Below are 20,697 nucleotides of genomic sequence, written 5' to 3' on the forward strand. Positions count from 1 at the left end.
GGGTACTGTACCCCTCCGAACGTTTAGCCCTCACTCTTTTCTGAGGGGTTCGAGCTTTCCGGTCAGACGGTGCTCTCTACCGCGTGCTGGTGGCCCATCCGATGATTCAGCCGAATATAGGCCAGACGCCGGGCATACGCGACCGCAATGGCTCGTGCGTTGCCGAGAATCACATCGAAACGGCTCAGCAGGGTGGGGTCGTCTTCCCTCAGCCTGTGGTGGAACGAGATCGCCTGGTCTGACTGCTGCCGGGCGAGACGGACGCTCCACTGGCTTGCGCTGATCCTGAAGGACGCCAGTGATTCCCGAAGTGCCACGAAGTCGCCATGACGGCAGATCCGCGCGAGGGTTGCTTCGTCAATGAGGTAGGGATGCGTGTTATCCCACCACCCCTCCTTGGCGAGGATGTCCCGCCTGAACAGCGAGCATGCGGGTTCGCCGAAAATGTTTGATCCCGCCCGCACTGTTGCCCGGATGGCCTGGCGACCGGACACCCTGCCGCTAACGCCTTGCAGCCCGCGTCCCTTGAGGAACAGCCTCCCGTCAGCATCAACCAGGTCACGAAGTGAAGAGACAATCACTGCGCCGGGATTCGATTCGAGGGCCTCCACCTGGTGGGCGAGTGCATCGCGGGCAATCAGGTCGTCACCGCAAACAAGCTTGAGGTACTCACCGGTTGCCGCCTGGCTGACGCGATTCCAGTTCGCCTGCGCTCCGCCACCAGTCGGAGTGGGGGACAAGACCCGAACTTTGGGATGATCCGCGAACCGGGCGATTACCTCCGCCGTTCCGTCGATCGAAGAGTGGTCAGCAATGACCACTTCATAGTCGTCGAAGGACTGGTTCAGGACAGACTCAAGGGTCTCTTCTATGTACTGGACGTTGTTATACGCCGGAATGACGATTGAGACTTTCGGGCTCATGTTGTACTTTCCTCGGTAGCTTTCGTGGGGGAAGCGGCATCAGGCCGCCTGCGGAAAGAGAAATACTTGTGACCGAAATAATTGATGACAACGGTCACGCAGGTGATGGCGATCTGCGCCGGAATTTTCGGATATCCAAGGATTTCGTGTGCCAGCAGGAGTAGCGCCATGTTCGTGAAGAACATTGTGAGATTGACCAGGGTGAAGCGACCCAGGTCGAGCCAGAAGTGGCCCTTGACCCTGAAGACAAGCTTCCGGTAGATGAAAAACACCGCGATGAGGGAGACGACGAACGCGATACTCAAAACCACTGGCGAGGGAAGGTCCGGGTACAGCCAGGCAATGGCGATAAATAAGCCTGTACTGAAGGCAGTGTTGATTCCGCCCACCAGCAGGAACGCCACTCGCTGGTCCTTGATGATTCTCAGCAGCGGTCCGGGGGGACCGTTGTGGATGCCCTTGACAGCATCCGCTGGGGAATCAGGGTGCTTCGTGGAAGCCACATATTCTCCGAACTTTAAGGCCGATAACCGGCGAACCCCACCCTCTAGACTACCGAAGCGGGGCAGGCGCGTCACAACGGGAGGGACGGTACCAGGACGGGACGCCGTTCCGGAGTAATTCAGAGCCGGCCCGAAAGAGCCAGCCGCTGCACTTCCTGGACCGTGTTGTTAATGCCGACGGCGAGCGGCGTCACAGGGTGTTCGTCCAGTTCAGGCCAAACGACAGAGCGCAACCGGAGGTCAGGCGCCTGGGCTTTGGCGAACGGCGAGGCGCCAAGGATAATCAGCGGACGGCGCTTGAAGATGGCCCGGCAGGCACCGATAAGATTACCGATCGTATCGGCCCGTTGGGAGGCGAGGATCTTCACCACCGTCTCGCCGGGAAGGACATCATCCAGGACGAGGCGGTTGAGTGCGTCCGTTACCAGCCGGCTCGCATCGTCCACGAACAGATAATCGCGCAGCGTGTCCAGGGACACATAGACCGAAACGGGCGCACCTGTCAGGTGTGCTTTTGCGAACACCGAGATGAGGCCTTGGGGCTTCTGGAGATTCTGGCCCGGGCCATAAAGGTTGCTGACCCGGCCGATCAGCGTGCGGACGCCTGTCCTCTTGGCGAACTCCGTGACGGCCGCCTCAGCACGCAGCTTGGCGAAACCGTAGGGTGCCAGAGGCTGGACGGGGCTGGCTTCAGTGAATGGAGGCGTGCTTGATCCGGCGTACACCCCGCCGGCGGAAGACGCGAGGAACATCGAGCCCCTTTGCCCGCCGTCACTGCACAGGACTTCTTCGAATGCCACCAGGGCCTCAGAGAACAACAGGAGTTCGGCTTCCAAATCGGCCTGCGATGTTCCGGTGACGCCGGCACCAGCGCACCAGGCAATGGTCCACAGACCTGAAGCGGCCGCATCACGCAACCGCTCAGCGCTCCTTCTGAATTCCTTGAGGGCAGCTTCGGGGTCGCTCCAGGGGATTTTGCTCGTCAGAACGGGGACATGGCGGGACTGAAGTTCCCTCACGACGGCTCGTCCGAGGAGACCGCCGGCACCGATGACCCAAGTGGGTCTAGCCTGCATCAGCCACCGGGCCGGAGGGCGACTGGACAGGCGCCTTCGGGCGGGTCTTACCCAGAGGACCCAGGGCAGGATCGCTCACAATCAGGTAGGCGGGTTTCCCCATAGCCATGTTCACATTGACGCCCACGTATTCGGCTATTACCCCGAGGGCGAAAAGAATCGCGCCGGTACTCACCAGGAGGACAACCATCGTCGACGTCCAGCCCTGCTGACCCGCCCCGTGGCCCGTCAGGTATGCAATGACGAAGTAAATGGCCAGTCCGATCCCGGCCAACGCGAATATCGCTCCTACGAGACTGACCATCCGAAGACCACGCGTCCCGCTTGAGATCACCATCCGCCAGAAATGCGAGAGCAGCGAGCGCAGGCGGTAACCGGAGCGGCGGTCCCCTTCTTCGCGAAGCACTACCGGACAGGTCGCCGTCTTATCCGCGATCCAGCCCATTGCAACATCAAGGTAGACGCCGTGCCCGGCGTAAGCGGCGACTGAACGGGCTACTTCGCCTGTGACCAGCCGGAAGCTCTGATAGCTCGTTGCGTCGTCGCTGGAGAGCAGGAACCGCACGGCACGTTTCGCGCCTCTTGAAGCTACGTTCCGCAGGAAGCCATGGGGTGCCGGGTTGCTGGGCATGGCATAGGTAACGGAAGCGTTCTGCTCCATCGCGGTGTCCAACAGGTCGCCGATGGCGGCGGGATCGTGCTGGCCGTCCTCGTCCATCGTGACAATCCAGTCGCCTCCGGCAGAGGCCATCCCGGCCAGGGTGGCCGCATGCTGGCCGAAGTTTCTGCTCAACCAGACACCGCGGACGATATCAATCGAGTGCGTCAGCGACCGGATAACCGAAGCCGAATCGTCCGGGCCATGATCGAAAACCAGGAGGACTTCGGAGATTACGTAGTCGTGGCCGCCCTTGCTTGTGGACATCTGCCGGTACGGGAGGAGTTCGTTGACGACGCCAACAAGGGTCTTCTCGCCTTGGTAAACGGGTATGACCACAGAAATGCGGTGGGGCGTGGAGTCAGTCTCCGGTTGAGCCAGTGTCATGTCAGGAGATTCTACCGGCTCCGACCAGCATTGTTGGTTCCGTAACCCGCTGCCGGGGCCGGACGGGAAGTGCGTGGCCGCTGGTGAAGCCCCGCGAAACTCCCCTCGGGTATTATGAACCTGTCCCTCGCGTGCTGTCCTGCGGCGGACGCATGCCCAACGGAACGGATCGTGAATTGCAGCCTGCCCTATCGTCCTCGTCACGCAACAGGAAGTGGCTACTGCTGACCGCCGGATCGGTTTTGGTGCTGAGCCTGATCCCGTTGATCTTCTACAGCCGTTTTTACTTCCAGGACGATACCGAGAACGGTGCCTACGGTGTGTGGTACCACCTTGGCGAAAGCCTCTTCCAAGGGAAGGTGCCGGTCCTGAATCCCTCGGTCTGGTCGAGCGGGAACTATATAGCCGAAGGGCAATGGGGCACCTGGAACCCCCTGGTAATGCTATTCGGCGTGCTCGCCTACCTGAGCCCGAACGCGGTAGTGCTCACCACCGTGTTGAAGGTCGCCATGCTGATCGTTGCGGGCATGGGGACTTTCGTCCTCGCCCGAAGCTATTCAGTGGCACCGGAATGGGCCTTTATTGCCGGGATCGCCGTGCCGCTGAACGGTTTCACGACGTACTTCGACGCACCGTCCTGGGTGACGGGAGCGCTGGTCTGGGCCATCTTCCCGTTCCTCTGGGCCGAATTGCGCAAACTCATGAGCGGCAAGCGAAACCCGTTCTGGGCCTTCATTACCGGGTACTTGATCGTGACTGTCGGTTACGTCGCCGGAACGGTGGCGATTGGCTTCATCCTCCTCGCTGTCGGTGTTGAGGCGTTGATCCGCAGGGCATGGCGGCCAGCAGTCAGGATTGCGGCAACAGGTGTGTCCATCGGGCTTGTCGCCGTCGTCGTCTTCCTTCCGGGGGTCCTGACAGCTGCCGTCACGACCCGCGGAACCACAGGCATCTGGAACGACGACTACATGAGCATCGATTTTACGAGCTTGCTCATGGCTCCCATCGCCACCGCCTATCCGCAGCTTCTCTCGTGGTGGTGGTCAGGCACGGCGTCAACGAGCCCAGCTGCCTATATCGCCTGGTTCCTGCCGGCCATCGCCTTCATCAGTTGGAGCGCATTCAAGAAACTGTCACCTGAACTGCGGGATCTGTTTTTCTTCCTTGCAGCCTCGGCCGCCTTCGTCCTGCTGCCGACGACGATCGGCCCGTTGCGCTATCCCGCCCGCTTTATGCCGTACGTGGCCATGGCTTCAGTTCTCTTTGTGGTTGTTGCGCTGGCCCGTGCGAGACGGGGATCGATCAGCCGTCCGTCGCTCTACCTGGCGCTTGGCCTGGTTGCACTTGGGGCATACCTGGCCTGGGCGCAGGTACCCGCGCGCTTCTTCACGATCACGGTGTGTGCTGTCCTCGTCAGTGTGGCGCTTTCAGCAATGTGGTGGCTCCTGAACCACCCTGAAGTCAAGAAGCATCCGTGGAACAAGCTTGGGCTCAGGGCACTCTCGTTGCTCGCGATCGGCGTGCTGCTTGCGACGACGGCTACTACCCTCCTCCAGCACCGCACGTCGGCCCGAAGCGGCCTGTCCATTGCAAACCAGCCCGCAGACGTGTCGACCTACAAGGGCGTGCTCCAGGGCGTCCAAAATGACACCATAGTCGTCGGTGACCCGTTGGACTACCCACAGGAGAAAAAGACCTGGGAGCAGACGCTGATGGCTAATGCCTGGTACCTCAGTGACGCCAACGTCCTGAACCGTTACCAGTTGGTCGGATTTTCCAAGCTCAACGACCTGCTCTGCCTCCGTTATCTGGGAGGAACATGCCCCGAACTCATCGACAAGCTTTTTGATCGCCGCGCCGAGACCGGGTTGTTGCTCGTTGACGAACTTCACATAGACAACATCCAGATCCTCAAGGAGTCATTTAACAAGCCGCAGGTGGCTATGGCTTCCAACAACTATGTGTCCCGCGACGAGGAAGTCGAGATTCCGAAGGTTCCGGAGGGATGGCACGTCGCTGCAGAGACAGACGGCACAATCCTGTGGAGCCGGAATGTGCCCTTGGGACCGGCTGGAGGCGTGACGTGGACTGATTCGGGAACCAAGCTCAGCGAAGTATCCCGCGACGACACCAAGGTTGTGCTGAAAGTTGATGACGTCCCCGAAAACGGCGGACGTGCGGCACTTAGCAGGCTTCCATGGCCCGGATACAGTGTGGAAGGCGCTCAAATGCTGCAGCGCCCGGTGGGCGGGTACCTGCTTGGCCTGAAAATCCCTGCCGATGCCAAGGGGAAGCTGATCACCATCAGCTTCGAACCGCCCGGGTGGAGGATCGGCATCCCTCTTTGGGGGGCATCGGTTGCGGGAATGCTCATCTGGAGTCTGCTCGCCGTACGACGACGGCGGTCCGTTGGCCCGCTGCGGCGGGAACCTGAATACGACGCGGCGCAACAGCCCGCACCGGTGTAGGGCGGAATAATGGAGGCCCGTACGTCTTGATCTCACCGTCGCCTGGCTAACTGCTTGCGGCCACCAGGTTGCATACATGCCTGAGTTGGTGGAGCGTTTGGAGGATATTAGTTGAAAGTGAAACTTCCTGCGCCGATTGCCGAGGCCAGCAGCCGGTTCAAGCAATGGGTCTGCGTCAACGATCGGGCCGCACGCGTGATCACACTAGTGGTCTTCGCCGTCCTCATCCTGCTCGGGATCACGACATCGTCTGTCGGCATTGCGGACCTCCGGCAAGACCCATCCAACCCCCTGGGGTGGCAATTCGGTATATCGAGGCCGATCCGGTCGGACGAGATCTATGCCTATTCAGCTATTGTGATCTCCATCCTCGCTACGCATGGCGCGCCGAGCCTGAGCCCGCTTGCCGCTCGTGCCGATCTGATCCACAGGTTTCCGACCGATGGCTTCTTCGAGCAATTCGTATTTTTCGATTCCACCATGCTTCGTGCCTCCGGGATCATTCCTGAGAGTATGCTCTTCGCGGCGCATTGGTGGCTGCCTTCGCTGATCCTGCTCCTGGCGCTGCCGACATGGTTCCATCAGCTTGGGCGCTCCCGCCGGTACGGGTGGTTTGCAGCGATCCTGATTGTATTGTCGCCGTCGAGCGCGTGGTGGTCTTTGATGCCGGTGGCTCTCATCGCCTACACACTGGGTGGCTGTGTGCTCATGATCGCCGCCTTCCAGCGCTTCGCACGCGGGCAACGCGTTCTTCCTGTTGCGATGGGAGTCGCCGGCGGAATCCTGATCGCAGGTCTTCCCACTTTCTATGCGCCGTGGTCCCTGATGCTTGGCCTTCCCGTTCTCGGCGCCTCCACTTTGTGGATTTTGCTTCAAAGCGGCGCCTGGGGACCTCGCCTGAAAGCCATCCTCGTCACCGGGGGAACGGCAGCGGTCTTTGGAACGGGCACGCTGGTCGAGAACAGGGAGGGACTCCAGGCCCTCTTGGGGACCGTCTATCCGGGCTTACGCCGGGTGGAAGCGGATCCCCAACCGTTCGGCCGCATCTTCGGCGCACCGGCCCTCGGGCAGCTGCAGTACAGCGAGCCCATCGGTGTCAACGCCAGTGAGCTCTCTTCATCGTTCACAGTCTTCTTCATATGGATGCTGGTCCTGATGCTGGCCGCACCGTGGCGGCTGAAGTTTCGGGAAAACATCGCCGAATGGACATTCGGAGCCTGGTCGGCGTTGTGGATCGTGTGGATCAGCATGGACCTTGGCGTTTCCACGCGGATCATTCCATTGCTGAACCTCGTCACCCCGCCCCGGGCGGCCCAAGTCATCGGCGTGCTCGCCGTCATACTCGTTTGCCTTCTGCTGAGCCGTTGGTCGCCGCCTGTCTCTTGGCGGGTACCTCTGCTGGCCGGAGCCGCCTGCGCCCTACCGACGGGCTACGCGGCCTCGCTTCTGAAAGCCTCGGATTTGCCGGCCATTTCCTCAGGTCTCATCGTTCTCGTCTCGGGAACGGTGGGCCTAATGGTTGCCGTCATAACGAAGTATCCCCAACGTTCCTGGCCCATGATAATCTGTGCCGTCTTCGCTGCGCTGCCCGTGGCCCGTGCAAATCCTATGCTCGCAGGGCTCGGAGATCTGCGCGCATCGGAGACAGCAAAGACCGTGGCTGCACAGGCCCCTGCGGCGAGAGCAGGTGGAAAGCTCTGGGCAGCAGACAACCCCGGGGTGAACACCCTGCTCCTCGCCAATGGCATGCCCTCGCTCTCGGGACTCCAGCGTTCCGGGCCAGACGCGGCCGCTTGGCAGAAGTTGGATCCGCAGTCTGCATTGTCAGATAAGTGGAACCGCGGGGGTGGCTACATCTTCTTCAGCTGGACTCCTGGCCAACCGACGACAATCGGCAGTAACGATTTCGATGCCGTCCTGGTGGGCATTGATCCCTGTACTTTGAAGACCGCCTGGCCAAACCTGGATAAGATCGTCGCTTCGATTCCCCTTAACGCCCCGTGCCTCGGTCTGGATTCAGAGGTGCAATGGCAGGGGAGACCGGCCTACATTTATGCCGTCAGCTGAGGCCGGCCACCGTGCGCGTGTGGATCAACGACCGTCTTCCAGGAGCCCCAGCAGATACGTTCCGTAGCCGCTCTTGCGAAGGGGCTCCGCACGCTGGCGAAGTTCGTCGTCACTGAGGAACCCAAGTCGCCAGGCGATCTCCTCAGGAGCCCCGATCTTCAGGCCCTGGCGGTTCTCTGTCGTGCGGACAAAATTGGACGCGTCGTTAAGGTCGTTGAAAGTTCCCGTGTCCAGCCATGCCGTTCCGCGGGGGAGGATCTCAACCTGAAGCTTTCCTTTTTCCAGATATGTCCGGTTGACGTCCGTGATCTCCAGCTCGCCGCGAGGGGAAGGCTTGAGGTTCCGCGCAATGTCAACGACGTCGTTGTCGTAGAAGTACAGCCCGGGGACGGCATAGTGGCTCTTGGGTTTCTCGGGCTTCTCCTCAAGGGAGATGGCTTTGCCGCTGGCGTCGAACTCCACCACACCGTACGATTTCGGGTCGGCAACCCAATAGCCGAAGACCGCGCCGCCGTCGATGTCCTCAAAACGACGAAGCTGGGTTCCCATACCCTGCCCGTAAAAAATGTTATCGCCCAGGACCAGCGCCACAGGCTCGCTGCCAATGTGGTCCGCTCCCAGGACGAATGCCTGGGCCAGACCATCCGGAGATGGTTGCTGGAGGTAGCTGAGGCTGACGCCGAACTGCGAGCCGTCCCCCAGAAGGCGCTGGAACTGCTCGGCGTCGTGGGGTGTGGTGATGATCAGGATGTCCCGGATGCCAGCCAGAATAAGCGTGGAGAGCGGGTAGTAGATCATTGGCTTATCGAAAACCGGCATCAGCTGCTTGCTGACACCAAGGGTGATCGGATGGAGCCTTGAGCCGGTACCGCCGGCCAGAATGATTCCGCGCATGTAACCCATCTTTCCTGCTGACTCGCGCATCGGCCAAATCCGGTAACCTTTGAAACTATGCAGCGACTTCTAGTAACCGGCGGCGCCGGCTTCATTGGCTCCAATTTCGTCCACTATGCCATGTCCTCGACAGACAACTACGTGACCGTCCTCGACAAAATGACGTACGCCGGTAATCTGGCTTCGCTCACGCAACTTCCCGCCGATCGCTTTCAGTTCGTTAAGGGCGACATCTGTGACCAGCCTCTGGTTGACGAGCTGGTCGCGGCTCATGACGTCGTGGTGCATTATGCAGCGGAATCGCATAACGACAATTCCCTGCATGACCCCCGCCCGTTCCTGGACACGAACATCATCGGCACTTATACGCTGATCGAGGCGGCACGTAAGCACGGCAAGCGGTTTCATCACATTTCCACGGATGAGGTCTATGGAGACCTGGAACTGGATGACCCCGAACGGTTCACCGAGAACACGCCTTACAATCCGTCGAGCCCGTACTCCTCCACGAAAGCCGGCTCCGACCTCCTGGTGCGTGCCTGGGTACGCTCCTTCGGGCTGCAGGCAACCATCAGCAACTGCTCAAACAACTACGGACCGTATCAGCATGTGGAGAAGTTCATTCCACGCCAGATCACTAACGTGATCGACGGGATCCGGCCCAAGCTGTACGGCAAGGGTGAGAATGTTCGCGACTGGATCCACGCCAACGATCACTCGTCCGCTGTTCTGGCGATTATCGCCAAGGGCCGGATCGGCGAAACGTACCTCATCGGCGCCGACGGGGAAAAGAATAACAAGGACGTTGTGGAGCTCATCCTTAAGCACATGGGACAGGCGCCGGACGCGTACGATCACGTCGTGGACAGGCCTGGCCACGACCTGCGCTACGCCATCGACTCGACCAAGCTCCGCGACGAGCTCGGCTGGGAGCCCCAGTTCTCCAACTTTGACGCGGGGATCGAGGACACGATCGCCTGGTACCGGGATAACGAGGACTGGTGGCGGCCGCAGAAGGCAGCAACCGAAGCAAAGTATCAAGAGCAGGGCCAATAGGCGTGGAGTTCCAAAAGAAGCTCGCTGCCACGGAAACACCGATCCCGGGCATGCTGCTTTTCGATCTCCCTGTTCATGGTGATAACCGGGGCTGGTTCAAGGAAAACTGGCAGCGGGAGAAGATGATGGCGCTGGGGCTGCCTGACTTCAGCCCCGTACAGAACAACATCTCATTCAACGATAAAGCCGGCACGACACGGGGAATCCACGCGGAACCCTGGGACAAGTTCGTGTCAGTTGCAACGGGCCGCATCTTTGGCGCCTGGGTGGATCTTCGTGAGGGTCCCACTTTCGGCTCCGTATTCACTGCCGAGCTGGATGCGGGAAAGGCGATTTTCATTCCGCGGGGTGTGGCCAACTCGTACCAGACCCTCGAGGACAATACGTCGTACGTTTACCTGGTCAATGACCATTGGTCTCCCGACGCGGAATATACTTTTCTGAATCTCGCCGACGAAACCGTGAACATCGCCTGGCCGATTCCGCTCGAGCAGGCGGAAGTGTCAGACAAGGACCTGGCGCATCCCCGCCTGGCCGACGTCACTCCGATGGCACCCAGGAAGATCCTTGTGTTGGGTGCCGATGGACAGCTTGGGAAGGCTCTTCGCGCTGAGTATTCGGACGATGCCAGTGTCGAGTTTGCGGATCGAAACACCTTTGACCTCCTCGATCCTGCTTCCTTCCGGACCCGCCATTGGCGGAAATACTCCACGATTATCAATGCCGCAGCCTTCACCGCTGTTGATGCTGCTGAGACGTCCGAAGGACGGCAGGCGGCGTGGGCGCTTAATGTCACCGCAGTTGCTGAGCTGGCAAGAATTGCCCTTGAAGCGGGCATAGTCCTGGTGCATGTCTCCAGCGACTACGTCTTCGACGGCTCCCGCGCGTCGCATGATGAGGCCGAAGGATTTACGCCGCTGGGTGTCTATGCGCAGACCAAGGCAGCGGGTGACGCCGTTGTGAGCGTGGTTCCCCGGCATTATGTCATCCGCACCAGCTGGGTCATCGGTGACGGTCCGAACTTTGTCCGTACGATGGCGTCACTCGCGGAAAAGGGTGTTTCGCCCACGGTTGTCAACGACCAGGTAGGCCGTCTGACCTTCGCAGAGGACCTGGCGGCCGGGATCAAGCATCTCCTGGACGTCGAGGCACCCTATGGCACCTACAATCTCACGAACGACGGCGATCCCCAGTCCTGGGCTGATATTGCTGCTGAGGTTTTTGAATTGTCGGGAAGGGCCCGTAGCAGTGTCACAGGCGTCTCCACGTCGGAGTACTTTCGCGGAAAGACGGCCGCGCCCCGGCCCTCGAACAGCGTGCTTGACCTCGCTAAGATCACCGACACCGGGTTCCGCCCCCAACTGGCGGCAACGCGCCTCAAGAACTACTTGGAGAACAGCAAGTAGAGCGCAGCCACGGCGGGGGACGCCCTCAAAGTGAGAAAGGTGGTCCGCCCGGAATCCGGGCGGACCACCTTTCTTTCAGCGGCCTGTCCTGCCGTGGTGTCTAATGTGGGGGAGACTGGGCGACGAGGGACTGGACTGTATGTCGAGCTGCAGCGCGCTAATCAATAACTGAGTGCCAAGCATCAACGGCAACGCGGCCAGCATGACGGTGGCAGCAGTTGCTACTGTACTGGCCAGAATCTGGAAGCAGACCCAGATACTGATGGCTGTACCCAGCCCGAACAGGATGATTCCCAAGAAGAGCATGAGCGCAACAGGAGAGAAGGACCAGAGGACGTACCGGTACCAGATCCTCTTCCAAAACCCTGTCCCAAGCATATGCAGGAGTTCAGGCACAACTTTCGTCAACCTGATACTGGATACTTCGTCACCATAAACCGCGGGGATGGGAACGTCCACAGCGGGTACCTGCAGGATATTCAGGTTCAGGAGCATATCGTTCTCGAAGCTGTAGCGCTTTGAGATGGAATCCAAGGGTAAGCGCCGGAGAATCTCGGTTCGCACGGCCGTATAACCGTTCTGCGGGTCAAAGAGATGCCAATAACCGGATGCAAGTTTGGTCATGAAGGAAAGCAGGATGTTTCCAAAAATGCGGTACTTGGGCATGCCGGAGAACGATCCAGCAGAGAAGAACCGGTTTGCTTTGGCAAATCCATAGCCGTCGTCCACTACCTTTTCCAATAGATCGGGAAGGTAGGCGGGATCCATCTGGGCATCGCCGGCCATGACTACATTGACATCCGCTCCCAGCTCCATTGCTTTGCGATGACCGGTGATGATGGCACCTCCAACGCCTTGGTTGACTTCGTGACGAATGAGTTCCACGCGTGAGTCTCCGGCTGCACGAACAGCGTCGGACGTGTTGTCCGGGCTGCAGTCATCCACGATGACAATGTGGTCCACGTAGTCGGGCATTGTTTCAATGACACGCCCGATCATTCGTTCCTCTTGATAAGCAGGAACCACAGCCGCGATCCGGGCGCCGTTATACATTGTTGACGAAATCCTTTCGATTATCCTCTACGCCGGGTTTGGTCAATGGGGGCCGTTTGCCTCCGAAAACCCAATGCCTGTAGAGGAAGTAATTCCATAAAGTGGTGGCAGCAGTCGAGACCACTTTTGCGCCGCCATACCCCAGGCCGGTGAGGGACAAAAGCTGAACAATAATGACAGTCGCTATCGTATTGGCGGCGACCAGGATGGCATAACGGACCAAACTTACATGCGTCCGGTGGCCGGATTTGAACGCAAACAGCTTTTGCACAGTGAAGCTGAACGCGAAGCTCAGCAGGAAGGCCGTGGCAGACGCCAGGGCCAGATTCCATCGGAACGCTTCACGGAATAGAACCAGGAGCCCGAAATCAACCAGAAAAGAGAGCCCGCCAAACAAAAGGTACCTGAAGGCACTGTTTCTTGTGGCCGTCAGTACGAGCTGCTTAAATGTACGTTCTTTAGTGCTCCCGACGGCCTCGTGATTATGCAAGGTCATAAGTCCTGTCTGATGGAATCATGACGGGAAGCCGTGGTCGCGCCTGAGGTGGGTTCCTCATTGGAGGCCCCGGAGGTGGGTTCCTCATTGGAGGCTGCGGATTCCCGGGGCGGCAATTCATCTGTATTGATGTGCCGCCGCAGGAGAAGAGCGCCGAGTGCAGTTACCACTGTGAAGATGGCCACCACGGCTAGAGTACCGAGTGGGGGCTGCCACTGGGGGTCAACGACCATCTCAATCCAGCGGACATCGAGGGCAAGACCTGTCGTGTATCTTCGGAGCACCCAAACGAACGTGGACACCTGGGCAACAAATACCATTCCGAGAACAATGGCGAGGGCTTTGCGACCGCCCGGCGGGATAGGATTGGTGGCCGATCTGTCTATCGCGACGCCAGCAAGAAGCATGAATGGTACGAAAACAGCGAGGACATATCGTCCCTGCCAGACAATTCCCTGTTGATTGATTATCTGGGCTTGGAGTATCACAGGCAACGCTACTAGGGAGAGCGACAACAGCAGGGCAGCGGTACGCGCGCGTCCACGCGTGAAGAACAAAACGCCCATTGAAACCGCGAAGATCATCCCCATCCAAAAGGAAATCACTGCAACAGGGGCATTCAGTTCCAGCCATCCGAACTGTCCGATCCAGCCGATCATGTAGGTAAAAGTCCTGTCGAGCATGATTTCAGCGCCGTCGGCAGGACTCATGCCCGCGCCTTCAAACGGCTTGCTGCTCAAACTGTCGTGACGAAGAATCCACATGATGGCCATGACGGAAGAGAGACCTATGAATGCCGCACCAGCCAAGACAGCGGGGTTGGTGACGAGCCGCCGCAACTGGGCGCTGGTGGCGGTGATGGCCACGGCCACGACAACCACCAAAAGCCATAGCAACGAAAGCGCTTTCGTGTTGGCCAGGAGGGCGGCCGCAGCGGTAGTGACCAGGATAGGTACCACCGGAAGCCTGTCCGAAGTGGTCCTCTCCAGCAGCAATAGGAGGTTTGCGGCTATCGCCGCAGTCGTTGCATATTCAAGACTGTTGGGGTTGACTGCCCCATTGAGGAACAGGACCATGGGGGTAATCGCGACCGAAAGTGTCACGAGCGCCCATTTGCGACGGGCCAACAGGCTGACGGCGCCAAAAGCTGACGCGAGGAAAAGACAGCTCAGGAAGGCGCTGCATATCCGCATCACGTAGAAGGCTTTGAGCCCGGAGGTGGTCAGCGACGGCCAACCGATGATTGCATAGTAAACGGGGTTGTACAGGCCCGCGGTTGTGACCGCTGTGACCATTTCATCTGAATTGCCACCCAGCTCTGAAGCGCAGCGGGGGGTCTTGTCGACTTCCCTCGCGAAACATGACATGTCATTGACTTGCGCGATGTAGCGCGGGACTTCCACAGCAAGGAGCGGCCCGTCCGTTCCCGTTTGCGTCCCCAGGAGCTGTCCCCGGGCGACGGCCGCTGCCTTGATGGAATGAGCGGGCTCATCCGGAACGGCACCAACGGGGGAAGCGAGAACCCACGAGAGGCTTAGGCCGAACAAGATCAGGAACGACGGCAAAAACCAAGATCGGCCTATGGCCCGGCGGAATCGGGCTATCCGGGCAGCGATCACTGAAGAAGCCTCCTGTTGGTTTGCGTCTCGAGCCGGAAGGCCCTGAGTGGATTCACCCGGTTTGCAAGTCTACAACAGACAAAAGCCACTTCATCCTGTCGGTCCTGACGCCGTTGGCGCACCGCGGCCCGGTGGAAGACGGCTACCTTCTGCAAAGGCACCCGTCTTCTACCGTGGTGGGGTCTTAGGCTACGGCCACCTGGCAGACCCGGCGATGGTCAACGGGGTCCAGCCGGAGCCGATCGTCATCGGTGTCCGCCACGTCCCGGCAACAATCGGATAGTAAGCAAGGGTGCCGTCTTTGAACCTGACGGTGAGACCTGTCGTGCCCGCTCCCAGGAATCCCGGATTCACTGTTGCGGCATCAACCGAGTTCCAGCCGCTGCCCACTACTTTGCGGTCCTCGCTGAGGAAGTTGGACGCTCCATCGGTGCGGTAGAGCAGAAGTTGACCGTCCGACCGCCGTGCCAGGAGGTCTTGGTTGCCATCGCCGTCGAAGTCAATCATGGTGATATCGAGGCCGCTCCATCCCCAGCCAATGGCGACCTGGGTGTTGAGAGTGTCGCCGCTCCCGCGGGGCAGGTAAAACAGGTCGCCGTTCGTTGCTTTGGCCACGATGGCCGGTCTCTGGTCGCTTTTGTTCCAGGGGCCCACGGTCAAGGTCTTATCCTGGAGCCCGATAGCAAGTCTTACCGGGGCTGCATACCCTCCACCGGTAAGGCCCTTGTAGAGGGTCAGACTGCCGTCCTTCCACTGGGCTAGAAGGTCCGGCTTCCCGTCCCGGTCCCAGTCCGTATTGAACAAGGCCTGGAGGTTCGTCCAGCCAGTCCCGGTCGTCCGGCCCGACAAAAGCGAGCCAGCGTCGGCGGGATAGAGAAGAAGGGTTCCTTCTGCAGTCACGGCCAGGGTGTCAGCGGGTGTGGCCCAGGGAAGCGGCCCCGTCTGGTCACCGGAGCCAAGGATCAAGAGTGGGCTCCATCCTGTTCCGATCGTGGTCGGATTTCCCCATGACCCGCTTTTGACTGGGAAATACTGCAAGGCGCCGCCGTCCCGTCGGACGACAAGACCCTCTGATCCGGATCCGTTAAAGCCGTTGCTGAGCGACACTGCGGTGATGGCCTTCCATCCTGTGCCCACTACGGTCCGTGACTCGGCAATGAACGAACCTGCACCGTTTGAGCGGTAGAGCTTCATTTCGCCGGCGCCGGTTTGGGCCAGGATGTCTTGCTTACCGTCACCGTCGAAGTCGAGCATGGTGATGTTGATGTTTCCCCAACCAGTGCCGGAAACGGTGCCGGATTGCAACCCGTCTCCCGACCTCCCGTAGTAGACCAGATCTCCTGAAGGTTTCCGTGCCATTACGCCGGGAAGTGAATCGGTGGACCGCCAGGCACCAAGAGTGATGAGGTCGCCCTGAAATCCCTGGCCAACCCGGATGGGAGCAGAGAACCCTCCTGTGGCAGTGCCCTTGTACACGAGGAGGTCACCGTTGTTCCACTGCGAAAAGATATCGCGGATGCCGTCACCGTCCCAGTCGGTCACGGTAGCGGACCGAAGATTTGTCCAGCCCGTGCCTATGGTTTTTGGTGCCATGAGGCCGCCCGCGCCGTTGGAGGCGTAATTCAGCAGGTTGCCCGAAGCGTCCGCGGCCAGAACATCAGCGTCTGACTTGATTGAGGGCCCGCTTGGCCAAAAGTCGCCTACCGTTGCGAATTCTTTGAGTTGGGCCGGAGTGCCATTCCACACGTTCGAGTCCCCTGCGAACGGCCCTGTGCTGCTGTATTGCCAGATGCTGTAGGTGCCCCAGCTCGAGGGAACAGGTCCGGCGTCGTTCGTTGCCGATCCCGGGTAGGAAGCCACCCATAACGGATAGTCGCCAAAGCCGGCAGGATCACCCAGGCACTGCCTCCACCAGCTGGTGTTGGTGTAGATGACAGGCAAGCGCCCGGTCAGTGACTGCATGGTGCTGCCGAAGTCTCGGACCCAGGACGCCAGCTGGGACGGTGACATGTCATAACAGGTGTTGCCGAAATAGAATCCGTTGATGGTTCTGCCCGCATAGGGATTGAACTCAAAGTCGAGCACGGGCGGCATCGTGTAACCGTCAGGGGACCAACCACCGCCGTTCTGGACGAAGAAGCGGGCCTGGTCCGAGCCTGAGGATCCGTTGGGGATTGCAAAGTGATAGGCGCCGCGGATCATTCCTACGTTACGGGATCCCTGATACTGGGAATTGAAAGAGTCGCTGGTGAAGTAGCTTCCTTCTGTGGCTTTGACGTAGGCGAATCTGGCCCCCATGTTCCACTGTTGTTGCCAGTCGACGCTGGGCTGATGGCCGCTCACGTCGAGTCCCTGGACACCAAAGGTGGGCATCCACGTACCTTGGGTTGCGGTGGATTCCGTCGTGGATTTCCTCAAGGGGTCAGAAGGAGCGGAGGCTGTCACCCGGGCGGAGCGCTGGCCCATTTCTGCTCCGCCGGTTCCGACGGCATCGGCCATCGATTCCTTGGTTGGCCTTGAGGCTGGCGCAGTAGTTGCTGCAGCGGTTGACGGCTGCGCAGCGGGCGGTGTTGGAGCAACAGTCGCCGGCGCGGATGCCCCCGGAGCCGAGGAGGAGGGCTGTGGAACCGGATCCACGGTGGCCGCCGGGGTGGGTGCAGGCGTCGGACTGGGTTCCACAGCAAAAGTCATTTCTGACAGCCCGGGCCCGGAGACAAGGGCCGCAGCCAAAGCGGCTGTCCCCAGGACTCGCAGAAGGGGACGATGGCTGATTAACGGGTTCCGCTTCATTTTGGCTCCGGTGACAATGTGCGCTCCCCAGCGCAACATCAAGGGTTGCAGTTCCAGTGAAATCCGGCGAGGAGACACCGAACTGGGTTGTCGAGACTTAACGCGCTCACACTAACACTGGAGTAGCTGGTGAAACCAGTGATTCTATTGTTACTCAAGTGAAAGATGCGCCACTGTTATCCGTGCTGTGCGCCATCAGCTAAAGAGCCCGCGCGAAAGGTGTTGAGCGTTCTGTGGTACGTTCCGGGTACGCGGGTTCAGCCTTGCAGCCTGAACCCGCGCAGGGGACCGAGGGAGTCGACGCGAAAACGGGGTTAGGGGATCAGATATCCTTTCCAGCCCGAACCGATTTGCTTCTGGGGCAGCCACCCTGCCGCGCCGTTGCCCGGGTAGAGCAATAGCTTCCCTGACGAATCGCGCGCCACAACGTCAACCTTTCCGTCGCCGTCGAAATCACCGGGACCCGTGATGGCATTCAAGGCATTCCAGCCGGTACCGACCTGTTGCCGGGGGAGCCACCCGCCGCTTCCATTGCCGGGGTATAGCCAAAGGATTCCATCGGAATCGCGCGCCAGTACGTCGTTCCTGCCGTCACCGTTGAAGTCTCCCGGGCTGAAGATGAGCGTCATGACGTTCCAGAGGCTGCCCACTTGAAGGCGGTTCAGGAAACCTCCATTACCGTTGCCCGGGTAAAGCCATAGGGCGCCGCCGGTGTCCCGCGCCAGGATGTCTGCCTTGCCGTCTCCATCGAAGTCGCCAGGGGCGAAAATCACTGACATTCCGTTCCATGTCCCGCCACTCTTGACCCGGGGCTGCCAGCCACCTGCGCCGTTGCCCGGGTAGAGCCACAATTCTCCTGCGGTATCCCGTGCCAGCAGATCGCTACGACCGTCGCCGGTCAAGTCCGGAGTCGGGACGATAGCAGACATGCCGTTCCAGCCAGTGCCGGCTTGTATCCGGGTCAAGAAACCGCCCGATCCAGTGCCGGGATAAATCCACAGAGTACCCCCGTTGTCCCGGGCGACAATGTCGGCCTTGGAGTCGCTGTTGAAGTCCTTCCAGAGTCCGGAAACTGACGGCGTGACTGTGTAGGCCTGGCTTCCCACGGGTGAGGAATTGTTTGAAGCATCAATGGCGAAGTACTTCAGGGTCATCGTGGCAATGAGCGTGATAGGCGCCGTGTACTTCATGCTGCTGCTGGTGGGCGCGGAACCGTTGGTTGTGTAGTAGATGGTTGACGGCTCACTAGCCGTCAGGGTGATCTGCTGTCCGGACGCGTAGGCCCCGGCGGGCGGCGAGACAACCAATCCGGGAGGCGTGGCGTCAAGCACATAGGACTGATTACCCACAAGGGAGGCATTGTTTGATGCGTCAATTGCGAAGTATTTCAAGGTCATTGTGGCCGAAAGGGTAATGGGCGCCGTGTACTTCGTACTGGCGGCTGTGGGAGTTGAACCGTCGGTCGTGTAATAGATTGACGCGGGTTCATTAGCCGTCAGTGTTATGCCCGTGCCCGGCCCGTATGTTCCGGACTGTGGTGAGACCGTCACCAGAGGCGGCGCGGTGTCAGCGGCCTGGACAATGAAGTTACGTGTAACGACAGTCTTGTTTCCGGCGACGTCCGATGCCTCAACATCAACGTGGTGCTGACCGTTCGCAAGCCCGCTATAAGCTTTCGGAGTGGTGCAGGCAGTCAGTGCGTTGCCATCAAGACTGCAGCGAAACCCGGCAATGTCAGGAGATACCGACGAGAACTCGACGGAAGTCGAATCGGCCACGGTCGCACCTTCCGCCGGTGACATGATGGTGACTGCCGGAGCGGTCAGATCGACAGTGACGTTGACTGCGGCGGCCTGGCCCACGTTCCCGGCCTGATCGACGGCTTTCACGCGAAGGGTCGCGGGCCCCTCTTTAGTGAGGGTGAGGGGCTGGCCGGAGGCGCAGGCCACGAAACTGGAGTCCAGCGTCGAATCAACAGAGCAGCGGAGTGAACTCCCTGGTTCCGATGTCGCCCCAAGTACCGGATTGCCATTGACGACTTGGGCTGCCGTTGGCGCCGTAATGGCCGGAAGTGCGGGGGGTGCGGTGTCTACGCGGAAATCGCGGGTCACTGCGACGCCGGGGACGGTGCGGGCTGCGAAGGAATAGGAGCCGTCAGCCAGTGGCGAGGCGGGCGCGTAACTTCCGGACGTGCAATCCTGCCAAACAGGAGCCAGACCTGCGGCCGTTAGGCTGCATTCAAGCTGGCCACCTGCCGGGGCGGTTGCGACCGTGAAGGTTGGAGTCGGGTCGTTGGTGAACCCGGGATCTGCGGCCTGCGTACCATCCGCGGCTGTGGGACCGGTCAGGATCTGTGCGGCGGCGTCCGACAAAAGGTAAAGCTTTCCCTGTCCTGCAGGTTGAGTAGCGTCCAACTGGCCGGAGTCTTCCATGACCAGTAGTTTTCCGGCTTTCACGCCGAGGCCGCTGACCATGCTGAAACCGATTGCCCACTGCGATTCCGTGACACCCGTCTGCAGATTTACGCGGGAAACTGTGTCGGCGCCGGCGTTAGCCGCTGAGGTTCCTCCAGCAGTTCCGGTGTAGAGCATCTTGGTGGCCATGTCGAAATGGACTCTTGTTGGCCTCCCCACGTTATAGGAGGAGTGGGGGACATAGTCGGTAAGGATTCCGTCGGCTGGAGCGGTAAAGGTGGTCAGCCCCGTGGCCTCGGCGACAAAGACGATGACTCTTCCCTGGCTATCAAACGTAGTAGCCGCAAGACTCAGTGAACTTGAGCTGACCGACGCAATTGATTCAAGACTTGGTTGTCCCGTTGCCGGTTTCGTGATTTTGATGATCGACCGGGCCCTGCCGAAAGACACGTAAATATTGTTGTCAGGGCCAGCGCTCGCAGCGTTGGGCCTAAGATCGCCACCGAGAACAGTAAGCTGGTCGAGGTATTCGAACTTACCAACTGCCGGGTTCCACTGTGCGCGAATCAGCTCCGAGCTTCCTGGAGCTGCGTCCGGAATGAAAACGAGTTCATCTCCGCTTCCCGGCGCGCTGGGTGTTGGGTCGAGTAAAGCAGGGCTGCCTGCCAGCGTCGGCCCTTTCCCGTGATCCGGCAAGGAGCCCCCGAGACAGGTTTTCGCAACCGGATCTGTTGAGTTCAGCGGGTGCTCGATCCTGCCAGTCGTGCTTCCCGAGGCCTCGAGAATGCGACAGAAACCTGCCTTGGCATCGGAGACCCAAATTCTGCCGAGTGGATCCAGGATCGAACCTGCAGGCCTGGTCAGGCCAACGGCCAACGTTTGGCGGG

At 59.9% G+C, this 20,697-nt stretch carries 14 protein-coding genes; 4 read left to right on the plus strand and 10 right to left on the minus strand.

Going from position 1 to position 20,697, the window contains the following annotated elements:
• Positions 1 to 62: 62 nt before the first annotated feature.
• The 4 genes from QFZ40_RS06145 to QFZ40_RS06160 form a co-directional block, all read right to left on the minus strand.
• Positions 63 to 923: a glycosyltransferase family 2 protein gene (locus tag QFZ40_RS06145; protein WP_306903416.1), complete on the minus strand. Its 861-nt coding sequence runs from the start codon at positions 921 to 923 to the stop codon at positions 63 to 65.
• Positions 920 to 1,426, minus strand: coding sequence for a GtrA family protein (locus QFZ40_RS06150; RefSeq protein ID WP_306903417.1), 507 nt, complete (start codon positions 1,424 to 1,426; stop codon positions 920 to 922). The genes QFZ40_RS06145 and QFZ40_RS06150 overlap by 4 nt, the downstream gene beginning before the upstream one ends.
• Positions 1,427 to 1,545: 119 nt before the next feature.
• Entirely contained in the window at positions 1,546 to 2,502 is a 957-nt protein-coding gene (locus tag QFZ40_RS06155; RefSeq protein ID WP_306903418.1) for an NAD-dependent epimerase/dehydratase family protein, read from the minus strand.
• Positions 2,492 to 3,547 carry a glycosyltransferase gene (locus QFZ40_RS06160; protein WP_306903419.1) on the minus strand — a complete coding sequence of 352 codons (1,056 nt, stop codon included), beginning with the start codon at positions 3,545 to 3,547 and terminating at the stop codon, positions 2,492 to 2,494. The genes QFZ40_RS06155 and QFZ40_RS06160 overlap by 11 nt, the downstream gene beginning before the upstream one ends.
• 176 nt (positions 3,548 to 3,723) lie before the next feature.
• Here QFZ40_RS06160 and QFZ40_RS06165 point away from each other — a divergent pair, with 176 nt between their 5' ends.
• Positions 3,724 to 6,015 (plus strand): hypothetical protein, encoded by a 2,292-nt coding sequence (locus QFZ40_RS06165; RefSeq protein WP_306903420.1) that lies wholly within the window; start codon positions 3,724 to 3,726, stop codon positions 6,013 to 6,015.
• 117 nt (positions 6,016 to 6,132) lie between these two features.
• Entirely contained in the window at positions 6,133 to 8,082 is a 1,950-nt protein-coding gene (locus QFZ40_RS06170; RefSeq protein WP_306903421.1) for a DUF7657 domain-containing protein, read from the plus strand.
• A gap of 24 nt (positions 8,083 to 8,106) precedes the next feature.
• Here the strand turns inward: QFZ40_RS06170 and rfbA are convergent, their stop codons facing one another.
• Positions 8,107 to 8,976: a glucose-1-phosphate thymidylyltransferase RfbA gene (rfbA, locus tag QFZ40_RS06175; protein ID WP_306903423.1), complete on the minus strand. Its 870-nt coding sequence runs from the start codon at positions 8,974 to 8,976 to the stop codon at positions 8,107 to 8,109.
• A 57-nt stretch (positions 8,977 to 9,033) separates the two neighbouring features.
• On the opposite strand from rfbA, the gene rfbB reads away from it, so the two are divergent.
• The gene (rfbB, locus tag QFZ40_RS06180; protein WP_306903424.1) at positions 9,034 to 10,032 is read left to right on the plus strand and encodes a dTDP-glucose 4,6-dehydratase; all 999 of its coding nucleotides are present in this window, start codon (positions 9,034 to 9,036) and stop codon (positions 10,030 to 10,032) included.
• Positions 10,029 to 11,438 (plus strand): bifunctional dTDP-4-dehydrorhamnose 3,5-epimerase family protein/NAD(P)-dependent oxidoreductase, encoded by a 1,410-nt coding sequence (locus QFZ40_RS06185; RefSeq protein ID WP_306906840.1) that lies wholly within the window; start codon positions 10,029 to 10,031, stop codon positions 11,436 to 11,438. Before rfbB ends, QFZ40_RS06185 begins: the two co-directional genes overlap by 4 nt.
• Before the next feature lie 75 nt (positions 11,439 to 11,513).
• Here the strand turns inward: QFZ40_RS06185 and QFZ40_RS06190 are convergent, their stop codons facing one another.
• From QFZ40_RS06190 to QFZ40_RS06210, 5 genes are all read right to left on the minus strand, one after another.
• The gene (locus QFZ40_RS06190) at positions 11,514 to 12,491 is read right to left on the minus strand and encodes a glycosyltransferase family 2 protein (RefSeq protein ID WP_306903425.1); all 978 of its coding nucleotides are present in this window, start codon (positions 12,489 to 12,491) and stop codon (positions 11,514 to 11,516) included.
• Positions 12,484 to 12,987, minus strand: coding sequence for a GtrA family protein (locus tag QFZ40_RS06195; RefSeq protein ID WP_306903426.1), 504 nt, complete (start codon positions 12,985 to 12,987; stop codon positions 12,484 to 12,486). The genes QFZ40_RS06190 and QFZ40_RS06195 overlap by 8 nt, the downstream gene beginning before the upstream one ends.
• Complete coding sequence (locus QFZ40_RS06200; protein WP_306903427.1) at positions 12,984 to 14,606, minus strand: DUF2142 domain-containing protein; 1,623 nt, start codon at positions 14,604 to 14,606, stop codon at positions 12,984 to 12,986. Before QFZ40_RS06200 ends, QFZ40_RS06195 begins: the two co-directional genes overlap by 4 nt.
• Positions 14,607 to 14,795: 189 nt before the next feature.
• Positions 14,796 to 16,979: a GH25 family lysozyme gene (locus tag QFZ40_RS06205; protein WP_306906841.1), complete on the minus strand. Its 2,184-nt coding sequence runs from the start codon at positions 16,977 to 16,979 to the stop codon at positions 14,796 to 14,798.
• Positions 16,980 to 17,710: 731 nt separating this feature from the next.
• Entirely contained in the window at positions 17,711 to 20,260 is a 2,550-nt protein-coding gene (locus QFZ40_RS06210; RefSeq protein WP_306903428.1) for a chitobiase/beta-hexosaminidase C-terminal domain-containing protein, read from the minus strand.
• Positions 20,261 to 20,697 lie beyond the last annotated feature (437 nt).

This window comes from Arthrobacter pascens (genome assembly GCF_030816475.1).
GTDB lineage: Bacteria > Actinomycetota > Actinomycetes > Actinomycetales > Micrococcaceae > Arthrobacter > Arthrobacter pascens_B.